Annotated in this window: 22 protein-coding genes; 17 read left to right on the top strand and 5 right to left on the bottom strand. The window is 52.1% G+C overall.

What is annotated here, in order from left to right:
* Positions 1–35: 35 nt before the first annotated feature.
* The 4 genes from ubiG to yfaE all read left to right on the top strand — a co-directional run bounded on the left by ubiG (position 36) and on the right by yfaE (position 4,964).
* Positions 36–764 carry a bifunctional 2-polyprenyl-6-hydroxyphenol methylase/3-demethylubiquinol 3-O-methyltransferase UbiG gene (gene ubiG / locus OGY68_RS21930; protein ID WP_048234860.1) on the top strand — a complete coding sequence of 243 codons (729 nt, stop codon included), beginning with the start codon at positions 36–38 and terminating at the stop codon, positions 762–764.
* Between the two features lie 419 nt (positions 765–1,183).
* On the top strand, positions 1,184–3,469 hold the full coding sequence (gene nrdA / locus OGY68_RS21925; RefSeq protein ID WP_003834667.1) for a class 1a ribonucleoside-diphosphate reductase subunit alpha: 2,286 nt from the start codon (positions 1,184–1,186) through the stop codon (positions 3,467–3,469).
* 110 nt (positions 3,470–3,579) lie between these two features.
* Positions 3,580–4,710 carry a class Ia ribonucleoside-diphosphate reductase subunit beta gene (nrdB, locus tag OGY68_RS21920; protein WP_003834668.1) on the top strand — a complete coding sequence of 377 codons (1,131 nt, stop codon included), beginning with the start codon at positions 3,580–3,582 and terminating at the stop codon, positions 4,708–4,710.
* On the top strand, positions 4,710–4,964 hold the full coding sequence (yfaE, locus tag OGY68_RS21915) for a ferredoxin-like diferric-tyrosyl radical cofactor maintenance protein YfaE (protein WP_003027609.1): 255 nt from the start codon (positions 4,710–4,712) through the stop codon (positions 4,962–4,964). Before nrdB ends, yfaE begins: the two co-directional genes overlap by 1 nt.
* Positions 4,965–4,967: 3 nt before the next feature.
* On the opposite strand, the gene OGY68_RS21910 is transcribed toward yfaE, so the two are convergent.
* Positions 4,968–6,158 carry an MFS transporter gene (locus tag OGY68_RS21910; RefSeq protein ID WP_048234859.1) on the bottom strand — a complete coding sequence of 397 codons (1,191 nt, stop codon included), beginning with the start codon at positions 6,156–6,158 and terminating at the stop codon, positions 4,968–4,970.
* Positions 6,159–6,318: 160 nt separating this feature from the next.
* On the opposite strand from OGY68_RS21910, the gene OGY68_RS21905 reads away from it, so the two are divergent.
* Positions 6,319–7,197 (top strand): LysR family transcriptional regulator, encoded by an 879-nt coding sequence (locus tag OGY68_RS21905; protein WP_057066394.1) that lies wholly within the window; start codon positions 6,319–6,321, stop codon positions 7,195–7,197.
* Between the two features lie 61 nt (positions 7,198–7,258).
* Here the strand turns inward: OGY68_RS21905 and glpQ are convergent, their stop codons facing one another.
* Positions 7,259–8,326: a glycerophosphodiester phosphodiesterase gene (gene glpQ, locus OGY68_RS21900; RefSeq protein ID WP_008785318.1), complete on the bottom strand. Its 1,068-nt coding sequence runs from the start codon at positions 8,324–8,326 to the stop codon at positions 7,259–7,261.
* A gap of 3 nt (positions 8,327–8,329) precedes the next feature.
* Complete coding sequence (gene glpT, locus OGY68_RS21895; RefSeq protein ID WP_057066393.1) at positions 8,330–9,688, bottom strand: glycerol-3-phosphate transporter; 1,359 nt, start codon at positions 9,686–9,688, stop codon at positions 8,330–8,332.
* A gap of 270 nt (positions 9,689–9,958) precedes the next feature.
* Between glpT and glpA the strand changes: the two genes are divergently transcribed.
* From glpA to OGY68_RS21875, 4 genes are all read left to right on the top strand, one after another.
* Positions 9,959–11,587 carry an anaerobic glycerol-3-phosphate dehydrogenase subunit A gene (gene glpA, locus OGY68_RS21890; RefSeq protein WP_286617503.1) on the top strand — a complete coding sequence of 543 codons (1,629 nt, stop codon included), beginning with the start codon at positions 9,959–9,961 and terminating at the stop codon, positions 11,585–11,587.
* Positions 11,577–12,836 carry a glycerol-3-phosphate dehydrogenase subunit GlpB gene (gene glpB, locus OGY68_RS21885; protein WP_032944057.1) on the top strand — a complete coding sequence of 420 codons (1,260 nt, stop codon included), beginning with the start codon at positions 11,577–11,579 and terminating at the stop codon, positions 12,834–12,836. Before glpA ends, glpB begins: the two co-directional genes overlap by 11 nt.
* A complete protein-coding gene (gene glpC / locus OGY68_RS21880) occupies positions 12,833–14,023 on the top strand; it encodes an anaerobic glycerol-3-phosphate dehydrogenase subunit GlpC (RefSeq protein WP_003834686.1) in 1,191 nt (396 codons plus the stop codon). The genes glpB and glpC overlap by 4 nt, the downstream gene beginning before the upstream one ends.
* Positions 14,024–14,206: 183 nt before the next feature.
* Positions 14,207–15,160, top strand: a complete 954-nt coding sequence (locus OGY68_RS21875; RefSeq protein ID WP_032944058.1) for an Rpn family recombination-promoting nuclease/putative transposase — start codon at positions 14,207–14,209, stop codon at positions 15,158–15,160.
* A gap of 38 nt (positions 15,161–15,198) precedes the next feature.
* Here OGY68_RS21875 and OGY68_RS21870 read toward each other — a convergent pair whose 3' ends face one another.
* Complete coding sequence (locus OGY68_RS21870) at positions 15,199–16,395, bottom strand: nicotinamide mononucleotide deamidase-related protein YfaY (RefSeq protein WP_008785325.1); 1,197 nt, start codon at positions 16,393–16,395, stop codon at positions 15,199–15,201.
* Positions 16,396–16,474: 79 nt separating this feature from the next.
* Positions 16,475–17,017, bottom strand: coding sequence for a YfaZ family outer membrane protein (locus OGY68_RS21865; RefSeq protein ID WP_008785326.1), 543 nt, complete (start codon positions 17,015–17,017; stop codon positions 16,475–16,477).
* A 316-nt stretch (positions 17,018–17,333) separates the two neighbouring features.
* Here OGY68_RS21865 and nudI point away from each other — a divergent pair, with 316 nt between their 5' ends.
* The 8 genes from nudI (at position 17,334) to arnF (ending at position 25,422) form a co-directional block, all read left to right on the top strand.
* A complete protein-coding gene (gene nudI / locus OGY68_RS21860; RefSeq protein ID WP_008785327.1) occupies positions 17,334–17,759 on the top strand; it encodes a nucleoside triphosphatase NudI in 426 nt (141 codons plus the stop codon).
* Between the two features lie 286 nt (positions 17,760–18,045).
* Positions 18,046–19,185 (top strand): UDP-4-amino-4-deoxy-L-arabinose aminotransferase, encoded by a 1,140-nt coding sequence (arnB, locus tag OGY68_RS21855; protein ID WP_020996681.1) that lies wholly within the window; start codon positions 18,046–18,048, stop codon positions 19,183–19,185.
* A 2-nt stretch (positions 19,186–19,187) separates the two neighbouring features.
* On the top strand, positions 19,188–20,171 hold the full coding sequence (gene arnC, locus OGY68_RS21850) for an undecaprenyl-phosphate 4-deoxy-4-formamido-L-arabinose transferase (protein ID WP_008785329.1): 984 nt from the start codon (positions 19,188–19,190) through the stop codon (positions 20,169–20,171).
* The gene (gene arnA, locus OGY68_RS21845; protein WP_032944060.1) at positions 20,168–22,150 is read left to right on the top strand and encodes a bifunctional UDP-4-amino-4-deoxy-L-arabinose formyltransferase/UDP-glucuronic acid oxidase ArnA; all 1,983 of its coding nucleotides are present in this window, start codon (positions 20,168–20,170) and stop codon (positions 22,148–22,150) included. The genes arnC and arnA overlap by 4 nt, the downstream gene beginning before the upstream one ends.
* The gene (arnD, locus tag OGY68_RS21840; RefSeq protein WP_057066391.1) at positions 22,147–23,049 is read left to right on the top strand and encodes a 4-deoxy-4-formamido-L-arabinose-phosphoundecaprenol deformylase; all 903 of its coding nucleotides are present in this window, start codon (positions 22,147–22,149) and stop codon (positions 23,047–23,049) included. The genes arnA and arnD overlap by 4 nt, the downstream gene beginning before the upstream one ends.
* On the top strand, positions 23,046–24,704 hold the full coding sequence (gene arnT / locus OGY68_RS21835) for a lipid IV(A) 4-amino-4-deoxy-L-arabinosyltransferase (RefSeq protein WP_057066390.1): 1,659 nt from the start codon (positions 23,046–23,048) through the stop codon (positions 24,702–24,704). The genes arnD and arnT overlap by 4 nt, the downstream gene beginning before the upstream one ends.
* On the top strand, positions 24,701–25,036 hold the full coding sequence (arnE, locus tag OGY68_RS21830) for a 4-amino-4-deoxy-L-arabinose-phosphoundecaprenol flippase subunit ArnE (RefSeq protein WP_008785334.1): 336 nt from the start codon (positions 24,701–24,703) through the stop codon (positions 25,034–25,036). The genes arnT and arnE overlap by 4 nt, the downstream gene beginning before the upstream one ends.
* Positions 25,036–25,422 carry a 4-amino-4-deoxy-L-arabinose-phosphoundecaprenol flippase subunit ArnF gene (gene arnF, locus OGY68_RS21825; protein ID WP_008785335.1) on the top strand — a complete coding sequence of 129 codons (387 nt, stop codon included), beginning with the start codon at positions 25,036–25,038 and terminating at the stop codon, positions 25,420–25,422. Before arnE ends, arnF begins: the two co-directional genes overlap by 1 nt.
* The last annotated feature ends 1 nt before the right edge of the window (position 25,423 follow it).

Genomic DNA, 25,423 nt, shown 5'->3' with positions numbered 1-25,423 from the left:
TCATTTGCATCGCAAATTTAGGAGTAGAAGCCCCAATGAATGCCGAAAAACCTCCGGTAGCTCACAACGTTGACCATGAAGAAATTGCCAAGTTTGAAGCAGTCGCGTCACGCTGGTGGGATCTTGAGGGTGAATTTAAGCCGCTGCACCGCATTAACCCACTGCGTCTGGGCTATATTACTGAGCGCTCAGGCGGCCTGTTTGGTAAAAAGGTACTCGACGTCGGATGCGGCGGCGGTATTCTGGCGGAGAGCATGGCGCGCGAAGGTGCTACCGTCACCGGACTGGACATGGGTTTTGAACCGCTGCAGGTAGCAAAACTGCATGCACTGGAAAGCGGTATCCAGGTAGAGTACGTACAAGAAACCGTCGAAGAGCATGCGGAAAAGCATGCACATCAGTATGACGTTGTCACCTGCATGGAAATGCTGGAGCACGTGCCAGACCCACAGTCAGTGGTCAGAGCTTGCGCCAGGTTGGTCAAACCGGGTGGTGAAGTATTTTTCTCCACGCTTAACCGCAACGGCAAATCCTGGCTGATGGCGGTGGTCGGAGCGGAATATATTCTGCGCATGGTGCCGAAAGGCACGCACGATGTGAAAAAGTTTATTAAGCCTGCTGAATTATTAGATTGGGTTGACCAGACCGTACTGAAAGAGCGCCATATGACCGGCCTGCATTACAACCCCATCACCAACACCTTCAAACTTGGCCCGGGCGTTGATGTGAACTATATGGTACATACCACCGCCAAGGTTGATTAACCGCTCCTGTAGGCCGGATAAAGCGTGCAACGCCGCCATCCGGCATGCTTACTGGAACCATGCCTGATGACGTTTCGCTTATCAGGCCTACAAATCCTGTGCCAGATCATAAGAACTTTCCTTGCCTTAGATGAAGAAATCAGCACTCGATCAAATTTTCTATTTTTTTTCTCAATTATTGACATCCCCGCCAGGCCTTATAAGACGCGCACTTAGCGATTATCACCCTTTTGCAACCTCAATTTAACCTCAAAATCAACTCTTGTGCTGAAAAGAATCCCTACTAGAATACTCACCATATAGCGTCTATTTTATCAAACAACCCCTACATATAGTATTTATCCACAGACTTAGTCACAACATGACTCTGTGGATAATATGGGGGATATTTTTTCTTTCACGGACAGGTAAAAAACCACATGAATCAGAGTCTGCTGGTGACAAAGCGTGATGGTAGTACAGAGCGCATCAATCTCGACAAAATCCACCGAGTTCTGGATTGGGCGGCAGAAGGACTGAATAACGTATCGATTTCTCAGGTCGAGCTGCGCTCCCACATTCAGTTTTATGACGGAATCAAGACCTCCGACATCCATGAAACAATCATCAAAGCAGCCGCCGACCTGATCTCCCGCGAAGCGCCGGATTATCAGTATCTGGCTGCCCGTCTGGCGATTTTCCACCTGCGTAAAAAAGCCTACGGTGAGTTTGAACCGCCAAAGCTGTTCGACCATGTCGTGAAAATGGTTGAAATGGGCAAATACGACAATCATCTGCTGGAAGACTACACGGAAGAAGAGTTCAAGCAGATGGACTCGTTCATCGTACACGACCGTGATATGACCTTCTCCTACGCAGCGGTGAAGCAGTTGGAAGGTAAATATTTGGTGCAAAACCGTGTTACCGGTGAGATCTATGAAAGCGCACAGTTCCTCTACATTCTGGTAGCGGCTTGCCTGTTCTCTAACTATCCGCGTGAAACACGTCTGCAATATGTAAAACGTTTCTACGACGCCGTTTCTACGTTCAAAATCTCGCTGCCGACGCCAATTATGTCCGGCGTGCGTACCCCAACGCGTCAGTTCAGCTCCTGCGTACTAATCGAGTGCGGCGACAGCCTGGACTCCATCAACGCAACCTCCAGCGCAATTGTGAAATACGTTTCTCAGCGTGCCGGTATCGGCATTAACGCTGGTCGCATCCGTGCGCTGGGTAGCCCGATTCGCGGCGGTGAAGCGTTCCACACCGGCTGTATCCCGTTCTACAAGCATTTCCAGACTGCGGTGAAATCCTGCTCTCAGGGTGGCGTACGCGGTGGTGCAGCCACGCTGTTCTACCCAATGTGGCACCTGGAAGTTGAAAGCCTGCTGGTCCTGAAAAACAACCGTGGCGTCGAAGGTAACCGCGTTCGTCACATGGACTACGGCGTACAGATCAACAAGCTGATGTACACCCGCCTGCTGAAAGGCGGTGACATCACCCTGTTTAGCCCGTCCGACGTCCCGGGTCTGTATGACGCGTTCTTCGCCGATCAGGATGAGTTTGAGCGTCTGTACACCCAATATGAAAACGACGACAGCATCCGCAAACAGCGCGTGAAAGCAGTTGAGCTGTTCTCACTGATGATGCAGGAACGTGCCTCGACCGGTCGTATCTACATTCAGAACGTTGACCACTGCAACACCCATAGCCCGTTTGATCCGGTTGTCGCGCCGGTACGCCAGTCCAACCTGTGCCTGGAAATTGCCCTGCCGACCAAACCGCTGACCGACGTTAACGATGAAAACGGCGAAATTGCACTGTGTACGCTGTCCGCATTTAACCTGGGCGCTATCGAAAGTCTGGACGAACTGGAAGAGCTGGCTGTACTGGCTGTACGTGCGCTGGATGCGCTGCTCGATTACCAGGATTATCCGATTCCGGCCGCCAAGCGCGGTGCGATGGGTCGTCGTACGCTGGGTATTGGCGTGATCAACTACGCTTACTGGCTGGCGAAAAACGGTAAACGCTACTCTGACGGCAGCGCCAATAACCTGACTCACAAAACCTTTGAAGCGATTCAATATTACCTGCTGAAGGCTTCTAACGAGCTGGCAAAAGAGCAAGGCGCATGCCCATGGTTTAACGAAACCACCTATGCGAAAGGTATTCTGCCGATTGATACCTATAAAAAAGATCTTGATGCTATCGCTAACGAACCGCTGCATATGGACTGGGAACAGCTGCGTGAATCTATCAAGACTCACGGCCTGCGTAACTCCACGCTGTCAGCCCTGATGCCGTCCGAGACCTCTTCGCAGATCTCCAACGCCACCAACGGTATTGAACCGCCACGCGGTTACGTGAGCATCAAAGCATCGAAAGATGGGATTCTGCGTCAGGTCGTGCCGGACTACGAACACCTGCACGACGCATACGAACTGCTGTGGGAAATGCCAAACAACGACGGCTATCTGCAGCTGGTAGGCATCATGCAGAAATTTATCGATCAGTCGATTTCCGCCAACACCAACTACGATCCGTCGCGCTTCCCGTCCGGAAAAGTACCGATGCAGCAGTTGCTGAAAGACCTGCTCACCGCCTACAAATTTGGTGTCAAAACGCTGTATTATCAGAACACCCGTGACGGTGCGGAAGACTCTCAGGACGATCTGGTACCGTCCATTCAGGACGATGGCTGCGAAAGCGGCGCATGTAAGATTTAATCTTTTGCCGGGTGGCGTAACGCTTACCCGGCCTACAAATTAATTCGCGGTATTGTAGGCCGGATAAGCAAAGCGCATCCGGCAGTACATTCCAGACAGGATTCACATCAATGGCATACACCACTTTTTCACAGACGAAAAATGATCAGCTTCTGGAACCAATGTTCTTCGGCCAGCCGGTGAACGTCGCCCGCTACGATCAGCAAAAATATGACATCTTTGAAAAACTGATCGAAAAGCAGCTCTCTTTCTTCTGGCGTCCGGAAGAAGTCGATGTTTCTCGCGATCGTATCGACTTCCAGGCATTGCCGGAACATGAAAAACATATCTTCATCAGCAACCTGAAGTATCAGACGCTGCTGGACTCCATTCAGGGACGTAGTCCTAACGTCGCGCTGCTGCCGTTAATTTCGATCCCTGAACTGGAAACTTGGGTAGAAACGTGGGCGTTTTCTGAAACGATCCACTCCCGCTCTTACACCCACATCATCCGTAATATTGTTAACGATCCGGCGGTAGTGTTTGACGATATCGTCACCAACGAGCAAATCCAGAAACGCGCAGAAGGTATCTCCAGCTACTACGACGAATTGATCGAGATGACCAGCTACTGGCATTTGCTCGGTGAAGGTACGCATACCGTTAATGGTAAAACGGTTGTCGTAAACCTGCGTGAGCTGAAGAAGAAGCTGTATCTGTGCCTGATGAGCGTGAACGCGCTGGAAGCGATCCGCTTTTATGTCAGCTTCGCCTGCTCTTTCGCCTTCGCCGAACGTGAACTGATGGAAGGCAACGCGAAAATTATTCGTCTGATCGCCCGCGACGAAGCCCTGCACCTGACCGGTACTCAGCATATGCTGAACCTGCTGCGCAGCGGCGTGGACGATCCGGAGATGGCGGAAATTGCCGAAGAGTGCAAACAAGAGTGCTACGACCTGTTCGTACAGGCCGCGCTGCAGGAAAAAGAGTGGGCGGACTATCTGTTCCGTGATGGCTCAATGATTGGCCTGAACAAAGACATTCTGTGCCAGTACGTTGAGTACATCACCAACATCCGTATGCAGGCTGTTGGACTCGATCTGCCATTCCAGACACGTTCTAACCCGATCCCTTGGATCAATACCTGGCTGGTGTCTGACAACGTCCAGGTTGCGCCGCAGGAAGTGGAAGTCAGCTCTTATCTGGTCGGCCAGATCGATGCCGAAGTCGATACTGACGATCTGAGTAACTTCCAGCTCTGATGGGCCGCGTGACTCTGCGCATCTCTGGCACGCAGTTGCTGTGCCAGGATGAACACCCTTCCCTGCTTGCCGCGCTCGAGTCGCACGATGTTGAAGTCGAATATCAGTGTCGTGAAGGCTACTGCGGTTCCTGCCGTACCCGCCTGGTGGCGGGACAGGTTGACTGGATTGCAGAACCGCTGGCCTTCATTCAGCCCGGTGAAATATTGCCGTGCTGTTGCCGGGCAAAAGGCGATATTGAAATAGAGCTGTAGTGTTTAGTGAACTTCATGCGCGGAGACCAGTACCACGTCTCCGCGTTTTTTCATCTGCATGATATACAGCGCCCCGGCCAGTACCACCAGCAGCGCACCCACCAGATAAATCGCCCGATATCCCACGCCCTCGACCATCATCCCCATGATAAACGCGCCGATTGCCATTCCCGCATCCATCGCATTGAAAAACAGCGAATTGGCGATACCAATTTTATGCGGTTCCACCGAACTAATAATTTGTGTCTGAAATACGGGTGTGACCGAACCATAACCGATGCCAATTAATCCACCGGAAATAATCATCATAATGCTGCCGTTAGTATAGCCAAGCGCCACCAGCCCGACGGTGAAAGCCAGCAAACACGGATAGACCACGTATTTCGGCCCTTTTTTATCACAAACATTGCCGGTAAAGGTTCGACAGATCATCAGGCAAATGGCATAACACAACAGGAAATTACTGGCGGCGGCCATCAGATCGAGCTCGCGCGCATACAGTGCGAGAAAAGCGGAAACGCCCGCGTAGGAAAAGGTCATGAAAAACGTCACCATCGCGAAAGGCAGTGCGGCGCGATCAAACATAGCAGCAAATCCCAGCTTCGGTTTTGAGCCGTCAGCATGACGAATAACCGGCGGTACGGCGACAATCAATGACAGGATAATACCCAGTACGGCAACCGCGCTACACAGCCAGAATGCAGTGGTAAAAGCTTCCCAGCGAGCCATGTTCAGCCCTACCCACGGCCCCACAACCATTGCCAGTCCCATGGCTAACGAGAAAAAACTGATGCCCTCCCCACGTCGGGAGGCCGGTATCAACCGCGCGGAAATCGTTCCTTTTACCGTGGTAATAACGCCAAACGTTACACCATGAAGCACCCGAATCAACAGCAGTGATTCAATTGAGTGGCAAACAGGATACAGCGCAGTGACCACCAAAAAGGCCAGAGAAGAGAGCACCAGAATTGTTTTATTCGAATATTTTCCTACCCATTGTCCCGCAAACGGGCGCACAACAATTGCGGCCCCCAAAAAGAAGGTGACTAATAATCCGGCCTTATCTGGAGTGGCATGCAGGCGATCCGAAATATAGATCGGCAACAGCGTGAGCAGGACATAAAAAACAAAAAATATAATAAAGCTGATTATCGTTATTGCCCAAAAATCTTTCGTCCACAGTTTTTCTTTCATATTCGACAACCTGTCCAGACGGCGCACGCAGGCAACGCTCAGCTCAACTGAACTACGGACAGGTGCGTCGAAGTGTGATTTTACGGTAGACCGCAAGTATAAACAGGTCCATTATATTAGAGAAATTAATCGTTTTAATATTGTTGATTAGAGGGAGCTAATGACATTAACCCAGATCCATGCCCTGCTTGCCGTACTTGAGTACGGTGGTTTTACCGAAGCCAGCAAGCGGCTGTACATGACCCAATCCGCCGTTAGCCAGGCAATTTCAGCGCTAGAGGAAGAACTAGGGGTTGATATTCTTATCCGCGAACGCCGCAAAGACATTCAACTTAGTCCGGCCGGGAGTCGGATCGTTTCACACCTGCGGACGATCGTGTCTGAAACCAACGCGGTGAAAGAGATTGCCGAGCAAGAGCGACAAAACCCGGCCAGAACCCTGCGAATCGGCTGCTTTCCCAGCGCCTGTGCCTGTATTTTGCCCGGTATCATCCACCACTTCGAGCAGCACCACCCGCATATCAAAATTATCCCTTATGAAGAAAACAGCACGGCAATCGTTGATTCCCTGCGCAGTGGGGATATCGATGCGGGATTTGTACATTTCCCGGTAAATGGCATGTACTGCGTACCGGTGTATCGCGACAAATTTACCGTTGTAGTTCCTGAAAGCCATCCGCTGGCGGCCAATAGAACGATTTCAGTGGAACAACTGGTTGGAGAACCGCTCATTATCAGCAAAGGTCGCTATGAATTAAGCATCATGGCGCTATTTAAAGAGAAGGGAATTGAACCGGTCATTAAATACGAGTTTAACCATCCGGATACCGCGATGAGCTTTATTCGTCAGGGGCTGGGTATAGCGTTATTACCGGAATTAACGCTGAAGGCGGTTGGTGGGAAAGTACGCTCAGTCCCGCTGGAACCGACGTTCTATCGACAGATATCCTTACTGGCAAAAGAGCCGCCGGTGGACGGCAGCCCTTTATTTCTCCTGCAGGCATGTATGGAAACGTTGACAGCAGACGGCCTTATCTAGCAGTTAAAACGTTTCATCCATTAAGGCCTGTGACCGGAGGTGCATCACAGGCCTTACGCCATCACTCTTTATTCAAGAATTTCACTGCTTTGTCGGGGAAGTCGGTGAACAGCCCGTCCACGCCCGCCTTGTTATAAAGAATGTCATACAGCTGGTTTACGTCAGTGGTGTAATCCGGCAGTTGATCGGCGCGAACGGTATAAGGATGCACAACCATCTTATTCTGATGTGCGTCCTGCACCATGCCAGTTAACGAGATATTGCCCTTCTTCGACTTCTCATCAATCAGCATGTGATAGTCCGGCCCAATGCCGTCCGCATACTGCGCAACCTGCTTCATGGCACCCGGTTTAAACATCCAGTCGTAGTTGTAATTAACCCAACTACCGTCCGGCTTTTTCTCCTGGGTTTCATTCCAGTCAGTGTACGCAATCAACTGTACCAGATTGAGATCCATCCCCATCTTCGGTTCCAGTTCATTTTTAATGCGCTTCAACTCTGCAACATCAAAACACTGTAGATAGACCTTGTCGTTCTTGTCGGTATACCCGTACTTTTTCAGTACTTCCAGCGTTTTAGCCGCAATGTCCTTCCCTTCCTGGTGATGGAACCACGGCGCTTTCATTTCCGGGTAAATACCGATGTTTTTACCGGTGGAATGATTTAATCCCTGAACAAACTCAATCTCTTCTTCGAACGTATGCACGCGGAAATCAGATTTACCCATCGGGAAGCGCCCTGGGTAGGTCTGGACCTTTTTGCCGTTTTCGATATCGAAGCCTTCGGTAAATTTCAGCGATTTAATTTCATCCAGCGTAAAGTCGATGGCGTAGTAACGCCCATCTTTACGCGCACGATCCGGAAAACGCTCGGCAACATCGGTGACGCGGTCAAGATAGTGGTCATGCAGGACGACCAGATGGTCATCCTTGGTCATAACCAAATCCTGCTCCAGATAATCCGCCCCCTGGGCATAGGCCATCGCCTTTGCTGGCAGCGTATGCTCCGGCAGATAACCGCTGGCACCACGATGCGCAATCACGATTTTATCTGCGGCAACAGCTGCACTGCTGACCACCATACCTGCGAGCATCAGCGCCACGCTGAGACTTTTCAATGTGGTTTTCATCTATTAGCCCCCGTTACGCTTCAGTTCCATCTCTTCGTGATGGCGTTTTTCGCCAATCATGACGACTACCAGCAGAATAACCGCCAGCACGCTACCGCCAATCATCACCATAAAGCCGCCGTCCCAACCGAAGAAGTCAACGGTGTAGCCAACAATGGCGCTCGCGGCCACAGAACCGCCGAGATAACCGAACAGACCGGTAAAGCCAGCCGCCGTTCCCGCCGCTTTTTTCGGTGCCAGTTCCAGCGCGTGCAGACCAATCAACATTACCGGACCGTAGATCAGGAAGCCGATGATGATCATACAAGCCATATCCACGTTCGGGTTGCCTGCCGGGTTCATCCAGTAAACGATGGTCGCAATAGTTACCAGCGTCATAAAGAACACGCCGGTCGCGCCACGGTTACCACGGAAGACTTTATCCGACATCCAGCCGCACAGCAGCGTGCCCGGAATACCCGCATACTCATACAGGAAGTAGGCCCAGGATGATTTGTCCAGTGCGAAATGCTTCACTTCTTTCAGGTAGGTTGGTGACCAGTCCAGGATGCCGTAGCGCAGCAGATAAACAAACACGTTGGCGATAGCGATGTACCACAACAGTTTGTTCGGCAGTACGTACTGCATGAAGATCTGCTTCGCAGTCAGCTCTTCTTCCGCTTTCTCGGTGTAATCGTCCGGATAGTCGTTCTTATACTCTTCGATAGGCGGCAGACCACAGGACTGCGGCGTATCACGCATCAGGGCAAAAGCAATCAGCGCGACGACGATCGCACCGAAAGCAGGCATATACAGCGCCGCTTTCCAGTCATTGAACCAGGCCATACCCAGCAGGAACAACAGCGGAGGCAGACCGCCACCCACGTTATGCGCACAGTTCCAGACGGAAACAATGCCTCCACGCTCTTTCTGCGACCACCAGTGCACCATAGTACGGCCACACGGCGGCCAACCCATCCCCTGGAACCATCCGCAGAGGAACAGCAGCACAAACATTACCGCGATGCTCGATGTCGCCCACGGCACAAAGCCCATGAACAGCATCACTGCGGCGGCCAGAATCAGACCGGCTGGCAGGAAAACGCGCGGATTCGAGCGATCCGAAATGGACCCCATGATGAATTTCGAAAATCCGTAAGCAATGGAGATACCGGACAACGCAAAACCCAGATCGCCACGCGAGAAACCTTGTTCAACCAGATACGGCATCGCAAGGGCAAAGTTCTTACGTACCAGATAGTACGCGGCATAACCAAAGAAAATCCCCAGAAAAATCTGCCAACGTAATCGACGATATGTCGGGTCGATCTCCGCTGCAGGTAAACGCGCCGTGTGTGACGCTGGTTTAAAAATGCTCAACATAGTGTAGCCTCCGTGGCCGTCTTTCATTCGAAGTAAACACTGCAGTTCGTCATTACTACCCTACCGCTCCCAGTGTGGCCGCGATGTTAAGGAAAGATACATAACAAAAATGTGAAACGCAGCACATATTGTTACAGATTTATGACAAATGTTCATAAAGGCGCACGAAATCACGTTTCATTTTCGAATAATGAGCGATTATGCGCGAAATCAAACAATTCATGTTTTTTATGTGGCTAAATGATAAAAAACGAACTGTGAGGAAAAACAATGAAAACTCGCGACTCGCAAACAAGTGACGTGATTATCATTGGTGGAGGAGCAACAGGTGCAGGGATCGCACGTGACTGTGCGCTGCGCGGGTTGCGCGTCATCTTAGTGGAACGCCACGATATCGCCACAGGTGCGACCGGGCGCAACCACGGTCTGCTGCACAGCGGTGCACGCTACGCCGTCACCGACGCTGAATCTGCCCGTGAGTGCATCAGCGAAAACCAAATTCTGAAACGTATCGCCCGTCATTGCGTTGAGCCAACGGACGGTCTGTTTATTACTCTGCCGGAGGATGAGCTGTCCTTCCAGGCTACCTTTATTCGTGCCTGTGAAGAGGCAGGGATTCGCGCAGAAGCGATTGACCCTCAGCAGGCACGTATTATCGAACCTTCTGTGAATCCACAGCTGATTGGTGCAGTAAAAGTACCAGACGGCACGGTCGATCCTTTCCGCTTAACAGCAGCTAACATGCTGGATGCGCGTGAGCATGGCGCGGTTATCTTAACGGCGCATGAAGTGACGGGACTGATCCGCGAAGGCGCAACGGTTTGCGGCGTTAACGTGCGCAATCATCTGACAGGCGAAATGCAGTCCCTGCATGCACCGGTTGTCGTCAACGCCGCTGGGATCTGGGGTCAACGCATTGCGGAATATGCCGATCTGAGCATCCGTATGTTCCCGGCCAAAGGTTCGTTGCTGATTATGGATCATCGCATTAACCAGCATGTCATTAACCGCTGCCGTAAGCCCTCTGACGCCGATATTCTGGTGCCTGGCGATACCATTTCACTGATCGGTACCACCTCACAGCACATTGATTACGACGATATCGACAGCAACCGCGTCACCGCAGAAGAGGTCGATATTCTGCTGCGTGAAGGCGAGAAGCTGGCGCCGATTATGGCGAAAACGCGCATTTTACGCGCCTACTCCGGCGTACGCCCGCTGGTGGCTAGCGACGACAACCCAAGCGGTCGTAACGTCAGCCGTGGGATTGTACTGTTCGATCACGCTGAACGTGACGGACTGGAAGGGTTTATCACCATTACCGGCGGCAAACTGATGACCTACCGCCTGATGGCGGAATGGGCCACCGATGCCGTTTGCCGTAAGCTGGGCAATACCCAGCCTTGCACAACGGCAGACACCGCGCTGCCTGGCTCACAGGAATCTACCGAGCATACGCTTAAACGCGTGATCTCATTGCCAGCTCCACTGCGCGGCTCGGCGGTCTACCGTCACGGCGATCGCACCCCTGCGTGGCTTAGTGAAGGCCGCCAGCACCGCAGTCTGGTCTGTGAATGCGAAGCAGTCACCGCAGGCGAAGTGCAATACGCCGTCGAGAATTTAACCGTCAACAGCCTGCTCGATTTGCGTCGCCGTACCCGTGTTGGAATGGGGACCTGCCAGGGCGAATTGTGTGCCTGTCGCGCCGCAGGTTTGCTGCAACGTTTCAATGTCACTACCGCAGCGCAGTCCATTACCCAGCTTTCCGACTTCCTCAACGAACGCTGGAAAGGCGTGCAGCCTATCGCCTGGGGAGATGCGCTGCGCGAAAGCGAATTCACGCGCTGGGTTTATCAAGGGTTGTGTGGTCTGGAAAAGGAGCACCAGGATGAAATTTGATACCGTCATTATCGGCGGCGGCCTCGCCGGACTGCTATGTGGCCTGCAACTGCAAAAAAGCGGACTGCGCTGCACGATTGTTACCCGCGGCCAAAGCGCCCTGCATTTTTCCTCCGGCTCACTGGATTTGCTCAGCAGCTTACCCGATGGTCAGCCGGTGACGGATATAGAAGCGGGTTTGAATGCGCTGCGCACTCAGGCACCCGCACATCCGTATAGCACCATCGGAACGCAGAACGTTCTGGAACTGGCCCAACAGGCGCAAAATTTACTGGAAGAATGCGGAACGCATTTGCAGGGCAAAGTGCATCAGGCACATCAACGTGTTACCCCGCTGGGCACCCTGCGCTCAACCTGGTTAAGTTCCCCGGAAGTGCCGGTCTGGCCGCTGTCCGCACAGCGTATCTGCGTTGTAGGGATTAGCGGGTTACTGGATTTTCAGGCGCATCTCGCCGCAGCGTCATTACGCCAACGCAATCTCAGCGTCGAGACGGCAGAAATCGAGCTACCGGAGCTGGATGTCCTGCGTGATAACCCAACCGAGTTTCGCGCCGTTAATATTGCGCGCCTGCTGGATAACGAAGATAAATGGTCGCTGCTTTATGACGCATTGCTGCCAATGGCAAAAACCTGCGACATGATAATCATGCCGGCATGCTTTGGTCTGGCCGATGAGCGGCTCTGGCAGTGGCTTAACGAGCGCCTCCCCTGCTCGCTGACACTGTTACCGACCCTACCACCTTCGGTGCTGGGCATGCGTTTGCACAACAAATTGCAGCGCCAGTTTGTGCGCCAGGGCGGTGTGTGGATGCCGGGTGATGAAGTGAAAAAAATCACCTGTCAGGATGGCGTGGTCAGCGAAATCTGGACCCGAAATCATGCCGATATCCCCTTGCGGCCACGTTTCGCCGTGCTCGCCAGCGGCAGCTTCTTCAGCAGCGGGCTGGTCGCCACGCGTGAGGCAATCCATGAACCAATCCTGGGACTGGATGTACAGCAAACAGCTACTCGCGCCGAGTGGTATCAGCGTGATGTTTTCGATCCACAACCGTGGCAACAGTTTGGCGTGACTACCGATTCCGCATTACGCCCATCACTGGCGGGAAAAACGATAGAGAACATGTATGCCATTGGTTCCGTTCTCGGCGGATTCGATCCTATCGCCCAGGGTTGCGGAGGCGGCGTGTGTGCAGTTAGCGCCTTACATGCCGCACATCATATTGCGAAACGTGCAGGAGGACAGCAATGAGCGACACACGTTTTGAAAGTTGTATCAAATGTACGGTGTGCACCACCGCCTGCCCGGTAAGCCGCGTCAATCCGAGCTACCCGGGTCCTAAGCAGGCCGGCCCGGACGGTGAACGTCTGCGCCTGAAAGATGGCGCGCTATATGACGACGCGCTGAAATACTGCATCAACTGTAAACGCTGCGAAGTGGCCTGTCCGTCAGACGTGAAAATCGGCGATATTATCCAGCGCGCGCGCGCCAAATACGACACGACGCGCCCATCGTTGCGTAACTTTGTCTTAAGTCATACCGATTTAATGGGCAGCGTATCCACCCCCTTCGCCCCAATAGTGAATACCGCCACCTCATTAAAACCGGTGCGTCAGTTGCTGGATTACGCGTTAAAAATCGATCATCGCCGTACGCTGCCGAAGTACTCCTTTGGCACCTTCCGCCGCTGGTATCGCAGCGTTGCCGCACAGCAGGCGCAGTATCAGGATCAGGTCGCCTTTTTCCACGGCTGTTTTGTGAATTACAACCATCCCCAGCTCGGCAAAGACCTGATCAAGGTGTTGAATGCGATGGGTACTGGCGTGCAACTGCTGAGTAAAGAGAAATGCTGCGGCGTACCGCTGATTGCCAACGGTTTTACCGATAAAGCGCGTAAGCAGGCTGTCAGCAACGTGGCCTCGCTCAGGGAGGCAATTGATGGCAAAGGCATTCCGGTGATCGCCACCTCATCAACCTGTACCTTTGCGCTACGTGATGAATATCCGGAAGTGCTGGATGTCGACAACTCAGGCCTGCGTGAACACATTGAACTGGCAACCCGCTGGCTATGGCGCAAGCTGGATGAAGGTAAAACGCTGCCGCTGAAGACGCTGCCGCTGAAGGTGGTCTATCACACGCCATGTCACATGGAGAAAATGGGCTGGACGCTCTATACGCTGGAGCTACTGCGACAAATTCCAGGGCTGGAGCTGACGGTGCTGGATTCTCAGTGTTGCGGGATTGCCGGGACTTACGGCTTTAAAAAGGAAAACTATCCGACTTCACAGTCTATTGGCGCACCGTTATTCCGCCAAATTGAAGAAAGCGGCGCTGATATCGTCGTCACCGACTGCGAAACCTGTAAATGGCAGATTGAGATGTCTACAAGCAAACGCTGCGAACATCCTATCACCCTGCTTGCCAAAGCGTTGGGTTAACTCTGTTGCCCGGTGGTGTTTGCTACCGGGCATTTTTGCGTAGCCCGTTCCGCTTAATTGAATACGTTGCAGTCGGATATATTTATCTCTGATTCATCCACGCAAAGAACCCATTTCCCGCATGCAGCGCATATTAAAAGTGGATACCGTCACGCCATCTTCTCTTTCTGGTGACGGACTACCATGGCTAAATCCACTACATCTACACCGCATGATGCCGTTTTTAAAAAGATAATGTCTTACCCTGAGATGGCTCGGGATTTTCTGGAGATACACCTTCCTATCGCATTACGTGAGATATGTGATTTACAAACGCTGAAGCTGGAGTCCACCAGTTTTATCGAACAAGATCTCCGCGCATACTACTCCGACGTAGTGTGGTCACTAAAAACCCGCGAAGGTCAGGGCTATATTTATTGTGTTATTGAACATCAGAGTACCGCGGTACCGCATATGGCATTTCGCCTGATGCGTTATGCCACCGCGGCGATGCAGCATCATCTTGATGCCGGGAATAAAACGCTGCCGCTGGTGATCCCCATGCTATTTTATCACGGTCAACAAAGTCCCTATCCCTGGTCGCTCAACTGGCTGGATGAATTTGATAATCCGCAACTGGCGCGACAACTGTATTCTGAGGCTTTTCCGCTGGTCGACATTACCGTAATACCTGACGATGAAATTGCGCAGCATCGCAGGGTTGCGCTGCTTGAATTGATGCAAAAACATATCCGCGATCGTGACTTAATGGGGTTAGTGGATCGACTGGTCTCGCTATTAGTTACAAGCACTGCTAATGACAGCCAGCTACAAACGCTATTTAATTACCTGATACGGTACGGCGACGTTTCTCGCGTCAGCGAGTTTATCCGCGAAGTTGCCGAACGATCCCCCCATCACAAGGAGAAGCTGATGACAATTGCAGAGAGACTCAGGCAGGAAGGCCACCAAAATGGACTGCAAGAAGGGATACAGCAAGGGTTAGAACAAGGAATGCAAAAAGGGTTAGAACAAGGGGTGCAAAAAGGTACGCAAGAAGAAGCCTTACGTATCGCTCACATAATGCTGGAACAAGGTATTGATCGTGATTTAGTTCAGATAATTACCGGGCTATTGCCTGGCGATACCACCGCATGAGCCAGATTGGGAAGGCATTTAGCCTTCCCAATCAATAATTAAATCGTCAACGACTCAACCACTTCGATCCAGCCGTGTTCGCTAGCGATATCCTGATTGTTAAGCCAGCGGCGCAGCATATTTAGCGCCATCATCGCGCACACTTCCTGACGAATCGCCAGGCTGTAGCGATTTGCATTCAGCCGTACGCGCAAGGCGTGTGTCCCATCAGGCGTGGCCAGCGCAAAGTTAATATGTTCGTTTTCGAAAGCCGATATCGCGAGTGCCAATCCAGCATAATGTTTGCTGCGTCGTTCGGTTATCCAATGCGCCGTTTGCGCCAGCGTTTCTTCCTGAGGCGGAACCACTTCACTCGCCAACAGTGGCGCATTCGCACGAGAAAGCTGCAATGCCACCAGACCACCGGTGAATTGTTCGCTCAGCGTCAGGCTGAATTGCCGTTCTTGCAACGTGCGGGCGATTTGCGCGGGTAAGCCTTCCGTACCTTCAAAAATCATATTCTGCCCGGCAACCCGCTTAACTTCTGGCCACAGCGCCAGCATCGCTTCCCGTTGGGAGTCCGGCCCGGTCAGCTTCAGCTCAATAATTGGCATTGAGGAGCGATAACCCATTGTTACTCCCGGAGGCAACGGCAGCGGATCCAGGCTCTGCGCCAGGTCGCTTTCAGAACGGCCAAAGGTGGTTAATCGCAGGCATAACGGGGGCTGAGCCAAAGAGAAACGCTCACGCAAACGAGGCAGGATCTCATGCTCCACCATGACTTTGAATTCTGACGGTACACCCGGTGTAAAGAACATCAGGCAGCGGTTAAGCTTCAGGGCGAACCCGCACGCGGTACCCACCGGATTATTGATAAACTCAGCGCTGGCCGGAAGTTCAGCCTGTTTGCGGTTGCTTGGCGCCATCACGCGGCCACGATCGCGGAAATATCGCTCCATCTCGGCCAGCCATGCTTCATGCAGCACCAACCCTTCGCCTTTTGCCGTTGCCGCTGCCAGCGCGCTCAAATCATCGCTGGTTGGTCCCAGACCGCCATTAACGATCAGTACATCGGCGTGCTCGCTACGCTCACGCAAAACGGCGACCAAATCGTTAAGATTGTCACCTACCGTGTTGCGGCGTGTTAGCGGTAAACCCTGATTAAAGAAAAAATCGGCCAGCCAGGCGGCATTGGTGTCGACGATTTGTCCGTGCAACACTTCATCCCCTGTGGATAGCATCTCCACGTTTAACATCGTGTTCTCCTGCTTTTATGATGAAAACACTATAACGCATGGAGGGGGGAAGGCGCGACTGAACGCCGCGCCAGAAATGTTAGAAGCTGGCGTTAACCCCAACGTACGGGCCATCAGCAATCGCGTTATCACGGTTGCCGTCTTTGCCTGCCAGGTTCAGGTAACGATAACCGGCTTCAATGCTCAGCGGACGCAAAATGGTCAGACGCGCACCGGCATTCGCTTCTTCATAGCTGTCGATACCGCTGGAAAGTGAATCAGGAGAGTAATAATACTCACCAAACAGACGGAAGCTATCGCCAATCGGCCATTGTAAACCACCACCGACAGCGGCAGCATAGCCTTCATCGCCATCGTTTGGATTGGTATAAACACCTTTACCACCAACGGTCGCCATCAGCGGCCCCAGTGGGATATTCAAACCTAAACCCAGCCCGGCAACATCACCGTCGTCATCGTTATGCATCCAGTTACCGCTGACGGCCAGACCAGTACTCTCAGTGCCCATACCGAATCCCAGGTTAGTGTAGTCTTCGCCAGCCTGGCCGCTGATGCTAATCGCGCTCGCCGACGCGGAAACAAACAGCATTCCGGCAAAACCCAACATTAAACTTTTTTTCATTTTCTATCCTTTCCAGCAAGAATCAAAACATAGCCCCAAAACCGATGAATTGTACTGTCAGATGGCGAGGAATCAATGAGCTAAAAAAGCGATGCAATGACATATTGTAACTAAATACTACTCAGAAGATGTGGATAAGGTTAAATTCTTGTGTCATTTGTACATGTGAGCGTAGCAGAGGGTCGTTTTCAACAAACATCCTGTTTTCCCAACCAAAGTGGCGTTATTCATTGATGAAGCATTTTTTCTAGCGTCAGCAAAAGGTAAGATGCGTGCATGATGGAATTTTCTCTACCTCCCCTAAAGGACTGAACTTATGCGCCAAAGAACGATTGTTTGCCCATTAATTGAAAACGATGGCTGTTATTTGCTGTGCAAAATGGCTGACGACCGCGGTGTGTTTCCCGGTCAGTGGGCGCTTTCTGGCGGCGGTGTTGAACCAGGCGAACGTATTGAAGAAGCTCTGCGCCGTGAAGTGAGGGAAGAGCTGGGCGAACAGCTGGTGTTATCAGAAATTACCCCCTGGACCTTCAGTGATGATATCCGCACTAAAACCTATGCTGATGGCAGCCAGGAAGAGATTTACATGATTTATCTTATTTTCGATTGTGTCGCGGCGAATCGTGAAGTGAAGATTAACGAAGAGTTCCAGGCGTTCGCCTGGGTTAAACCGGAAGATCTCAGTGCCTACGATTTAAATATCGCCACGCGTAAAACGTTAACCTTGAAAGGGTTACTGTAGGTTATCATTTTAATAACGGCATAAAATTAATATTCTGAATAGCGGCATTGCACTCATCAACTTATAGCAAACAGCAATGTCGCAAAAAAAACCAAAAAAAAACTTTAATTTCATTAATATAAATAAAAAATAACTCTATTTAGCTGTCGTTCCAAAACCTTAAACTCTTAAGGATAAATTAACCTTCAGTCATTAACCTTTGTAGCCTGATGAAATAATTAACGACGCCCCTGTTTATCACTAAAAATAAAACTTCGGTGGCGTTAAATGGCTTGAAGGAATAATGATGTCTGACTTTTTGCCTTTCTCTCGCCCGGCCATGGGCGCTGAAGAACTTGCCGCAGTGAAGGCGGTTCTGGACTCTGGATGGATAACCACCGGCCCGAAAAATCAACAGTTGGAAGAGGCTTTTTGCCAGCTCACGGGGAATAAGCATGCCGTCGCCGTTTGCTCCGCCACTGCAGGAATGCACATTACGCTGATGGCGCTGGGCATTGGTGCGGGCGACGAGGTCATTACGCCGTCGATGACGTGGGTTTCTACCCTCAACATGATTGTTTTGCTGGGGGCGACGCCCGTCATGATCGATGTCGACCACGATACGCTTATGGTGACACCTGAGCAAATTGAAGCCGCTATTACCCCACGAACCAAAGCCATTGTTCCAGTACATTATGCTGGCGCCCCCGCCGACCTCGACGCAATTTATGCCATTGGCGAGCGTTATGGAATCCCGGTAATAGAAGACGCAGCCCATGCCGTAGGGACATTGTATAAGGGCCGTCATGTCGGTGCTCGCGGCACGGCAATCTTCTCGTTTCACGCTATTAAAAATATCACCTGTGCGGAAGGTGGACTGATCGTTACCGACGACAGCCAGCTCGCTCAGCGGCTTCGCAGCCTGAAGTTTCACGGTCTGGGCGTTGATGCTTTTGATCGACAAACCTACGGCCGGGCACCACAAGCCGAAGTGCTTGCACCTGGATACAAATACAACCTGACGGATATTAACGCCGCTATTGCGCTGGTACAGCTCAATAAGCTGGAGCAACTGAACTCACGCCGGGCGCAAATTGCCCAGCACTATCAAAAAGCGCTGGCCGATACGCCATTCCAGCCGCTGAGCCTACCGCAGTGGTCGCACGTTCATGCCTGGCACTTATTCATCATTCGTGTTGATGAAACGCGCTGCGGGTTGAGCAGAGATGCCCTGATGGAAGCGCTGAAGGCCAAAGATATCGGCACCGGCCTGCATTTTCGTGCAGCCCATACGCAAAAATATTATCGCGAACGCTTCACTACCCTTTCGCTCCCAAATACAGAATGGAATAGCGCACGCATCTGTTCGCTGCCGTTATTCCCCGACATGACCGACGCTGACACTCAGCGGGTCATTACGGCGCTTCGCGAGATAGCGGGACAATGAGCATGTTTGAAGCCACACCGATTAAAAAAGTCTCGGTTGTTATTCCCGTTTTTAATGAACAGGAAAGCCTGCCAGAGTTAATCAGACGCACCAGCGACGCCTGCGAGAAATTGGGCAAAGACTATGAAATTCTGCTAATCGACGACGGCAGCAGCGACCGTTCCGCTCAGTTGATGATGGACGCCTCTCAGGCACCGAACAGCCATATTGTCTCTATTTTACTGAATCGTAATTACGGACAGCACTCGGCGATTATGGCCGGTTTCAGCCATGTCACCGGAGACTTGATCATCACGCTGGATGCTGATTTGCAAAACCCGCCGGAGGAGATCCCACGGTTGGTCGCCACTGCAGATGAGGGTTTCGATGTGGTAGGCACGGTACGCCAGAACCGTCAGGATAGCGTATTTCGTAAGACCGCCTCACGAATGATCAACCATCTGATCCAACGAACCACCGGTAAAGCAATGGGCGACTACGGCTGCATGCTACGCGCCTATCGCCGTCACATCGTCGATGCCATGCTGCATTGCCAGGAGCGCAGCACCTTTATCCCTATTCTGGCCAACATTTTTGCCCGTCGCGCCACGGAGATCCCGGTACATCATGCAGAGCGTGAATTTGGTGACTCCAAATACAGCTTCATGCGTCTGATCAACCTGATGTATGACCTGGTGACTTGCCTTACCACAACACCGCTTCGCATGTTGAGCCTGCTGGGCAGCGTGATCGCTGCCACGGGCTTTACCTTATCAGTCCTGCTTGTTGTTCTGCGCCTGACGCTCGGCCCACAGTGGGCAGCAGAAGGGGTATTCATGCTGTTTGCCGTCCTGTTTACCTTTATCGGCGCACAGTTTATTGGCATGGGTTTACTCGGCGAATATATCGGTCGCATCTATAACGATGTCCGCGCCCGCCCCCGCTATTTTGTTCAACACGTTATCCGCCCACAAACTACGCAGTCAACCGAGGAAAACCGCGCATGAAAGCCGTCGTATTTGCCTATCACGATATGGGATGTCAGGGTGTCCAGGCCTTGATGGATGCAGGTTATGAAATCGCTGCCATTTTTACGCACACCGACAACCCGGGTGAAAAAGCGTTTTTTGGATCTGTTTCCCGCCTCGCGGCCAGCGCCGGTATTCCGGTTTACGCCCCAGACGAGGTTAATCATCCCCTGTGGATTGAGCGCATTAGCCAACTGGCACCCGATGTTATCTTCTCGTTCTACTATCGCCATTTACTGAGTGATGAGATCCTCAGTCTTGCCCCTAAGGGTGCATTTAATCTGCACGGCTCGCTGCTGCCGAAATACCGTGGCCGCGCACCGCTGAACTGGGTATTGGTCAATGGTGAAACCGAAACCGGCGTCACGCTTCACCGCATGGTTAAACGCGCGGATGCTGGTGCCATAGTTGCCCAGCAGCGTGTCGCTATTTCACCGGATGATGTGGCGTTAACGCTGCACCATAAGCTGTGCCAGGCTGCGCGTCACCTGCTGGAAGAGGCGCTGCCCGCGATTAAAACGGGAGATTATGCAGAACTCCCCCAACAGGAAGCAGAGGCGACCTGTTTTGGTCGCCGCACACCGGAAGATAGCTTCCTCGACTGGAACAAGCCTACTGCGGAATTACATAACCAGGTCCGTGCCGTCAGCGATCCGTGGCCGGGCGCATTTAGCTATGTTGGCACACAAAAGTTCACCGTCTGGTCATCGCGCGTTTGCACAAACGACATTGCGGCCCAGCCGGGCACCGTCATCTCCGTGTCTCCTTTACTGATCGCCTGTGTCGATGGCGCACTGGAGATTATTACCGGACAAGCTGGCGATGGTATTGCAATGCAGGGTTCACAACTGGCGCAAGTTCTGGGTCTGGTGCCAGGTTCTCGCCTGAACAGCCAGTCAGTGACCACCAGCAAACGCCGTACTCGCGTACTGATCCTCGGCGTTAACGGCTTCATTGGTAACCATCTGACCGAGCGCCTGCTGCAAGAAGATAATTACGAAGTGTATGGACTCGATATTGGCAGCGACGCCATTGGGCGTTTCCTGCAACATCCGCGATTCCATTTCGTCGAAGGTGATATCAGCATTCACTCCGAATGGATTGAATATCATGTGAAAAAATGCGACGTTGTGCTGCCGCTGGTGGCGATCGCAACGCCTATCGAATATACCCGCAACCCGCTGCGCGTATTTGAGCTCGATTTTGAAGAGAACCTGAAAATCATTCGTTACTGCGTGAAATACCGCAAGCGCATCATTTTCCCGTCAACCTCCGAAGTCTACGGCATGTGTACCGACAAAGTCTTTGATGAAGACAGTTCGAATCTGATCGTCGGTCCGGTCAATAAACCACGCTGGATCTACTCCGTATCCAAGCAGCTGCTGGACCGTGTTATCTGGGCGTACGGCGAAAAAGAGGGATTGCGCTTCACCCTGTTCCGCCCGTTTAACTGGATGGGACCGCGTCTGGACAGCCTTAACGCCGCGCGTATCGGCAGCTCACGCGCCATTACACAGCTGATCCTCAACCTCGTGGAAGGTTCACCGATTAAGCTGATTGAAGGCGGTAAGCAAAAACGCTGCTTTACCGACATTCGCGATGGTATCGAAGCTCTGTACCGCATCATTGAAAACGAAGGCGGCCGCTGTGACGGTGAGATTATCAACATCGGTAATCCACAGAACGAAGCAAGTATTCAGGAACTGGCAGAAATGCTGCTTTCCTGCTTTGAAAAACATCCGTTGCGTAACCACTTCCCGCCGTTTGCCGGTTTCCGTGACGTCGAAAGCAGCACCTACTACGGTAAAGGTTATCAAGACGTTGAGCATCGTAAGCCTAACATTCGCAATGCAAAACGCTGCCTGAACTGGGAACCGACCATTGAGATGCAGGAAACGGTAGAAGAGACGCTGGACTTCTTCTTACGCAGTGTGGATATCACGGAACACACATCATGACCAAAGTAGGCTTGCGCATTGATGTCGATACATTCAGGGGGACGCGCGAAGGCGTGCCCCGCCTGCTGGAGACATTAAACCGACATAACGTTCGGGCAAGTTTTTTCTTTAGCGTTGGGCCTGACAACATGGGACGCCATCTCTGGCGTCTGGTGAAGCCACAATTTCTGTGGAAGATGCTGCGTTCAAACGCAGCATCACTCTACGGATGGGATATTTTATTGGCGGGAACCGCATGGCCGGGAAAAGAGATTGGCCAGGCCAACGCGGCAATCATTGCACAAACCGCCCAGATTCATGAAACCGGTTTGCATGCCTGGGATCATCACGCCTGGCAGGCGCGAAGCGGAAACTGGAATGACAAACAGCTGATTGATGATATTTCGCAAGGTATCACCGCACTTGAAGCCATCATCGGTCAGCCAGTCACCTGCTCTGCCGTTGCCGGGTGGCGTGCCGACAACCGTGTCGTCCATGCCAAAGAAGCATTCCATCTGCGCTATAACAGTGACTGTCGGGGAACGTCGTTATTTCGTCCGGTGATGGAATCCGGGAAAACGGGGACGCCACAAATTCCCGTCACCCTACCAACATGGGATGAAGTGGTTGGTCAGGAGGTCCAGGCGGTGGACTTCAACTCCTATATTCTCTCCCACATCCAGATGAGCAGAGGAACACCGGTGTACACCATTCATGCGGAAGTTGAAGGCATCGCCTTTCATCAGAACTTTGACGAGCTGCTTACTCGCGCCGCGGACATGGGGATGACATTCTGCCCGCTTGGCGAGCAGTTACCTGACGACATCAGTACGCTGCCGTTAGGACAGATCGTACGTGGAAAAATACCCGGCAGAGAGGGATGGCTCGGCTGCCAACAACCGGTGAGTGTGACACCATGAAACCTGCTGCCCGCTACACTCTGGCATTTATCGCTTTAATCGCACTGTATTTTATTTTACCTATCAACAGCCGTATGCTCTGGCAGCCTGATGAAACGCGCTATGCTGAAATCAGCCGGGAAATGCTCAACTCTGGTGACTGGATCGTTCCACACTTTTTAGGGCTGCGTTATTTTGAAAAACCAATTGCCGGATACTGGTTGAACAGCATCGGACAATGGTTGTTTGGCGCCAATAATTTTGGTGTCAGAGCGGGTGCTATTTTTGCCACTTTGTTGACCGCATTACTGGTAGCCTGGCTTGCCATGCGACTGTGGCATGATAAGCGTACCGCCGTACTCTCCTCCGCTATCTTTTTAACGTTTTTTTCGGTTTACAGCATCGGCACCTACGCGGTACTTGATCCCATCATAGCGCTTTGGCTGATGGCGGGCATGTGCTGTTTTTGGGAAGGCATGCAGGCCACCACCAGAACACGCAAAATCATCGCTTTTTTGTTGCTTGGGCTGACCTGCGGTATGGGTGTAATGACCAAAGGTTTTCTGGCACTCGCCGTCCCTGTGCTTAGCGTATTACCATGGGTTTTTGCCCAAAAGCGTTGGAAAGACCTCATTCTCTACGGTCTGCTGGCGGTGATCGGCTGCATCGCGATCGTACTACCGTGGGGTATAGCGATTGCACAACGCGAGCCGGATTTCTGGCATTACTTCTTCTGGGTTGAACATATTCAGCGCTTTGCGCAGGATGATGCCCAGCATAAGGCTCCTATCTGGTACTACATCCCGATATTTGTGGCAGGCACATTACCGTGGCTCGGTCTGCTTCCCGGCGCGCTGCGTACGGGCTGGCGTGAGCGGGATGTTCCGCGCAGTGCTCTGTACCTGTTAAGCTGGATTATTATGCCAATTCTGTTTTTCAGCATCGCGAAAGGAAAACTGCCGACCTATATTCTTTCCTGCTTCGCGCCGCTGGCGATATTAACGGCGCGCTTCGGCCTGCAGGCTGCGGAAAAAGACTCAGCATCCCTGCGCATCAATGGCTGGATCAACGTGCTATTTGGTGTCGTCGGCATCGTCGCTACGTTTAATGTTTCCACGCTGGGACCATTGAAGACGCCGGTCTGGTCGCATATCGAAACGTATAAGGTTTTTTGTGCCTGGGGCATCTTTATCATCTGGACGATTTTTGGCTGGTATACGCTAAATAACCGCGAGAAGAACTGGAAATTCGCAGCACTATGCCCATTAGGGCTGGCGCTGTTATTTGGCATCTCCATTCCTGACCGGGTGATGGAATCTAAACAGCCGCAGTTTTTTGTCGAGATGACCAAAGAATCGCTGGAGCCGAGCCGTTATATTCTCACCGACAGCGTTGGCGTCGCGGCGGGACTGGCCTGGAGCCTGAAGCGCGACGACATCATGATGTACGGACAAACGGGCGAGTTAAAATACGGTCTCAACTACCCGGATGCTCAAGGCCGCTTTGTCAGTCGGGAGAATTTTGCCGACTGGTTAGCACAACATCGTCAACAAGGAAACATTACGCTCGTGCTCTCTGTCGGTAAGGATGAAGATATTAATCAGCTTGCCATCCCTCCCGCTGACTACATTGATAATCAGGGGCGTCTGGTCCTGATTCAGTATCGGCCCAAATGATCTGGATAGCCTTAGTCCTCTCCAGCCTGCTCAGCGTCTGCGGCCAGCTATGCCAGAAGCAGGCGACCCGACCGGTGTCTGTTCGTGCGCGAAAACGCTACATTACGCAATGGATTGGGCTTGCTCTGGCAAGCCTCGGTCTGGCCATGCTGCTATGGCTGGCGGTTTTACAAAACATTCCTGTCGGTATTGCCTATCCCATGCTGAGTCTTAACTTTGTATGGGTAACTCTCGCGGCCTGGAAAATCTGGCGCGAACCCGTCACAACCCGCCACTGGCTGGGCGTTGGGCTGATCATTACCGGCATATTTATTCTTGGGAGTGCAGTGTAATGGGCGTATTTTGGGGATTATGTAGCGTGATGATCACCTCCATCGCCCAGTTGAGCCTCGGCTTTGCAATGGATAATTTGCCGCCAATGCTGCAGCCGCTGGCGTTCATCTCCGCCGTATTCTCTGTCAGTATTGGTGCGTTTGCTTTATATGCCGGGCTGGCAGGGTATTTGCTGTCGGTTATTTGCTGGCATAAAGCCCTACACCAACTCGCGCTGAGCAAAGCCTATGCCCTACTCAGCCTGAGCTATGTGCTGGTGTGGGTTGCCTCAATGATCCTGCCCGGCTGGCAGGGAACATTTTCAGTGAAAGCGCTGGCAGGAGTACTGTGCATCATGGCAGGGCTAATGACGATTTTTCTGCCTTCACGCAAACACCTGTCCTGAG

Source organism: Citrobacter sp. Cpo065, from assembly GCF_030332805.1.
In the GTDB taxonomy this organism is placed as follows: Bacteria; Pseudomonadota; Gammaproteobacteria; order Enterobacterales; family Enterobacteriaceae; genus Citrobacter; species Citrobacter portucalensis.
This window is presented reverse-complemented; position numbering and strand designations above follow the sequence as displayed.

What these genes read in the sequence shown, in the direction of transcription:
- nrdA (WP_003834667.1), top strand. Translation starts at nt 1,184, where the DNA reads ATGAATCAGAGTCTGCTGGTGACAAAGCGTGATGGTAGTACAGAGCGC.
- OGY68_RS21865 (WP_008785326.1), bottom strand. Translation starts at nt 17,017, where the DNA reads ATGAAAAAAAGTTTAATGTTGGGTTTTGCCGGAATGCTGTTTGTTTCC.
- arnB (WP_020996681.1), top strand. Translation starts at nt 18,046, where the DNA reads ATGTCTGACTTTTTGCCTTTCTCTCGCCCGGCCATGGGCGCTGAAGAA.
- OGY68_RS21910 (WP_048234859.1), bottom strand. Translation starts at nt 6,158, where the DNA reads ATGAAAGAAAAACTGTGGACGAAAGATTTTTGGGCAATAACGATAATC.
- OGY68_RS21905 (WP_057066394.1), top strand. Translation starts at nt 6,319, where the DNA reads ATGACATTAACCCAGATCCATGCCCTGCTTGCCGTACTTGAGTACGGT.
- OGY68_RS21875 (WP_032944058.1), top strand. Translation starts at nt 14,207, where the DNA reads ATGGCTAAATCCACTACATCTACACCGCATGATGCCGTTTTTAAAAAG.
- arnA (WP_032944060.1), top strand. Translation starts at nt 20,168, where the DNA reads ATGAAAGCCGTCGTATTTGCCTATCACGATATGGGATGTCAGGGTGTC.
- nrdB (WP_003834668.1), top strand. Translation starts at nt 3,580, where the DNA reads ATGGCATACACCACTTTTTCACAGACGAAAAATGATCAGCTTCTGGAA.
- arnC (WP_008785329.1), top strand. Translation starts at nt 19,188, where the DNA reads ATGTTTGAAGCCACACCGATTAAAAAAGTCTCGGTTGTTATTCCCGTT.
- glpT (WP_057066393.1), bottom strand. Translation starts at nt 9,688, where the DNA reads ATGTTGAGCATTTTTAAACCAGCGTCACACACGGCGCGTTTACCTGCA.
- glpC (WP_003834686.1), top strand. Translation starts at nt 12,833, where the DNA reads ATGAGCGACACACGTTTTGAAAGTTGTATCAAATGTACGGTGTGCACC.
- glpB (WP_032944057.1), top strand. Translation starts at nt 11,577, where the DNA reads ATGAAATTTGATACCGTCATTATCGGCGGCGGCCTCGCCGGACTGCTA.
- arnT (WP_057066390.1), top strand. Translation starts at nt 23,046, where the DNA reads ATGAAACCTGCTGCCCGCTACACTCTGGCATTTATCGCTTTAATCGCA.
- ubiG (WP_048234860.1), top strand. Translation starts at nt 36, where the DNA reads ATGAATGCCGAAAAACCTCCGGTAGCTCACAACGTTGACCATGAAGAA.
- OGY68_RS21870 (WP_008785325.1), bottom strand. Translation starts at nt 16,395, where the DNA reads ATGTTAAACGTGGAGATGCTATCCACAGGGGATGAAGTGTTGCACGGA.
- yfaE (WP_003027609.1), top strand. Translation starts at nt 4,710, where the DNA reads ATGGGCCGCGTGACTCTGCGCATCTCTGGCACGCAGTTGCTGTGCCAG.
- arnE (WP_008785334.1), top strand. Translation starts at nt 24,701, where the DNA reads ATGATCTGGATAGCCTTAGTCCTCTCCAGCCTGCTCAGCGTCTGCGGC.
- arnF (WP_008785335.1), top strand. Translation starts at nt 25,036, where the DNA reads ATGGGCGTATTTTGGGGATTATGTAGCGTGATGATCACCTCCATCGCC.
- glpA (WP_286617503.1), top strand. Translation starts at nt 9,959, where the DNA reads ATGAAAACTCGCGACTCGCAAACAAGTGACGTGATTATCATTGGTGGA.
- glpQ (WP_008785318.1), bottom strand. Translation starts at nt 8,326, where the DNA reads ATGAAAACCACATTGAAAAGTCTCAGCGTGGCGCTGATGCTCGCAGGT.
- nudI (WP_008785327.1), top strand. Translation starts at nt 17,334, where the DNA reads ATGCGCCAAAGAACGATTGTTTGCCCATTAATTGAAAACGATGGCTGT.
- arnD (WP_057066391.1), top strand. Translation starts at nt 22,147, where the DNA reads ATGACCAAAGTAGGCTTGCGCATTGATGTCGATACATTCAGGGGGACG.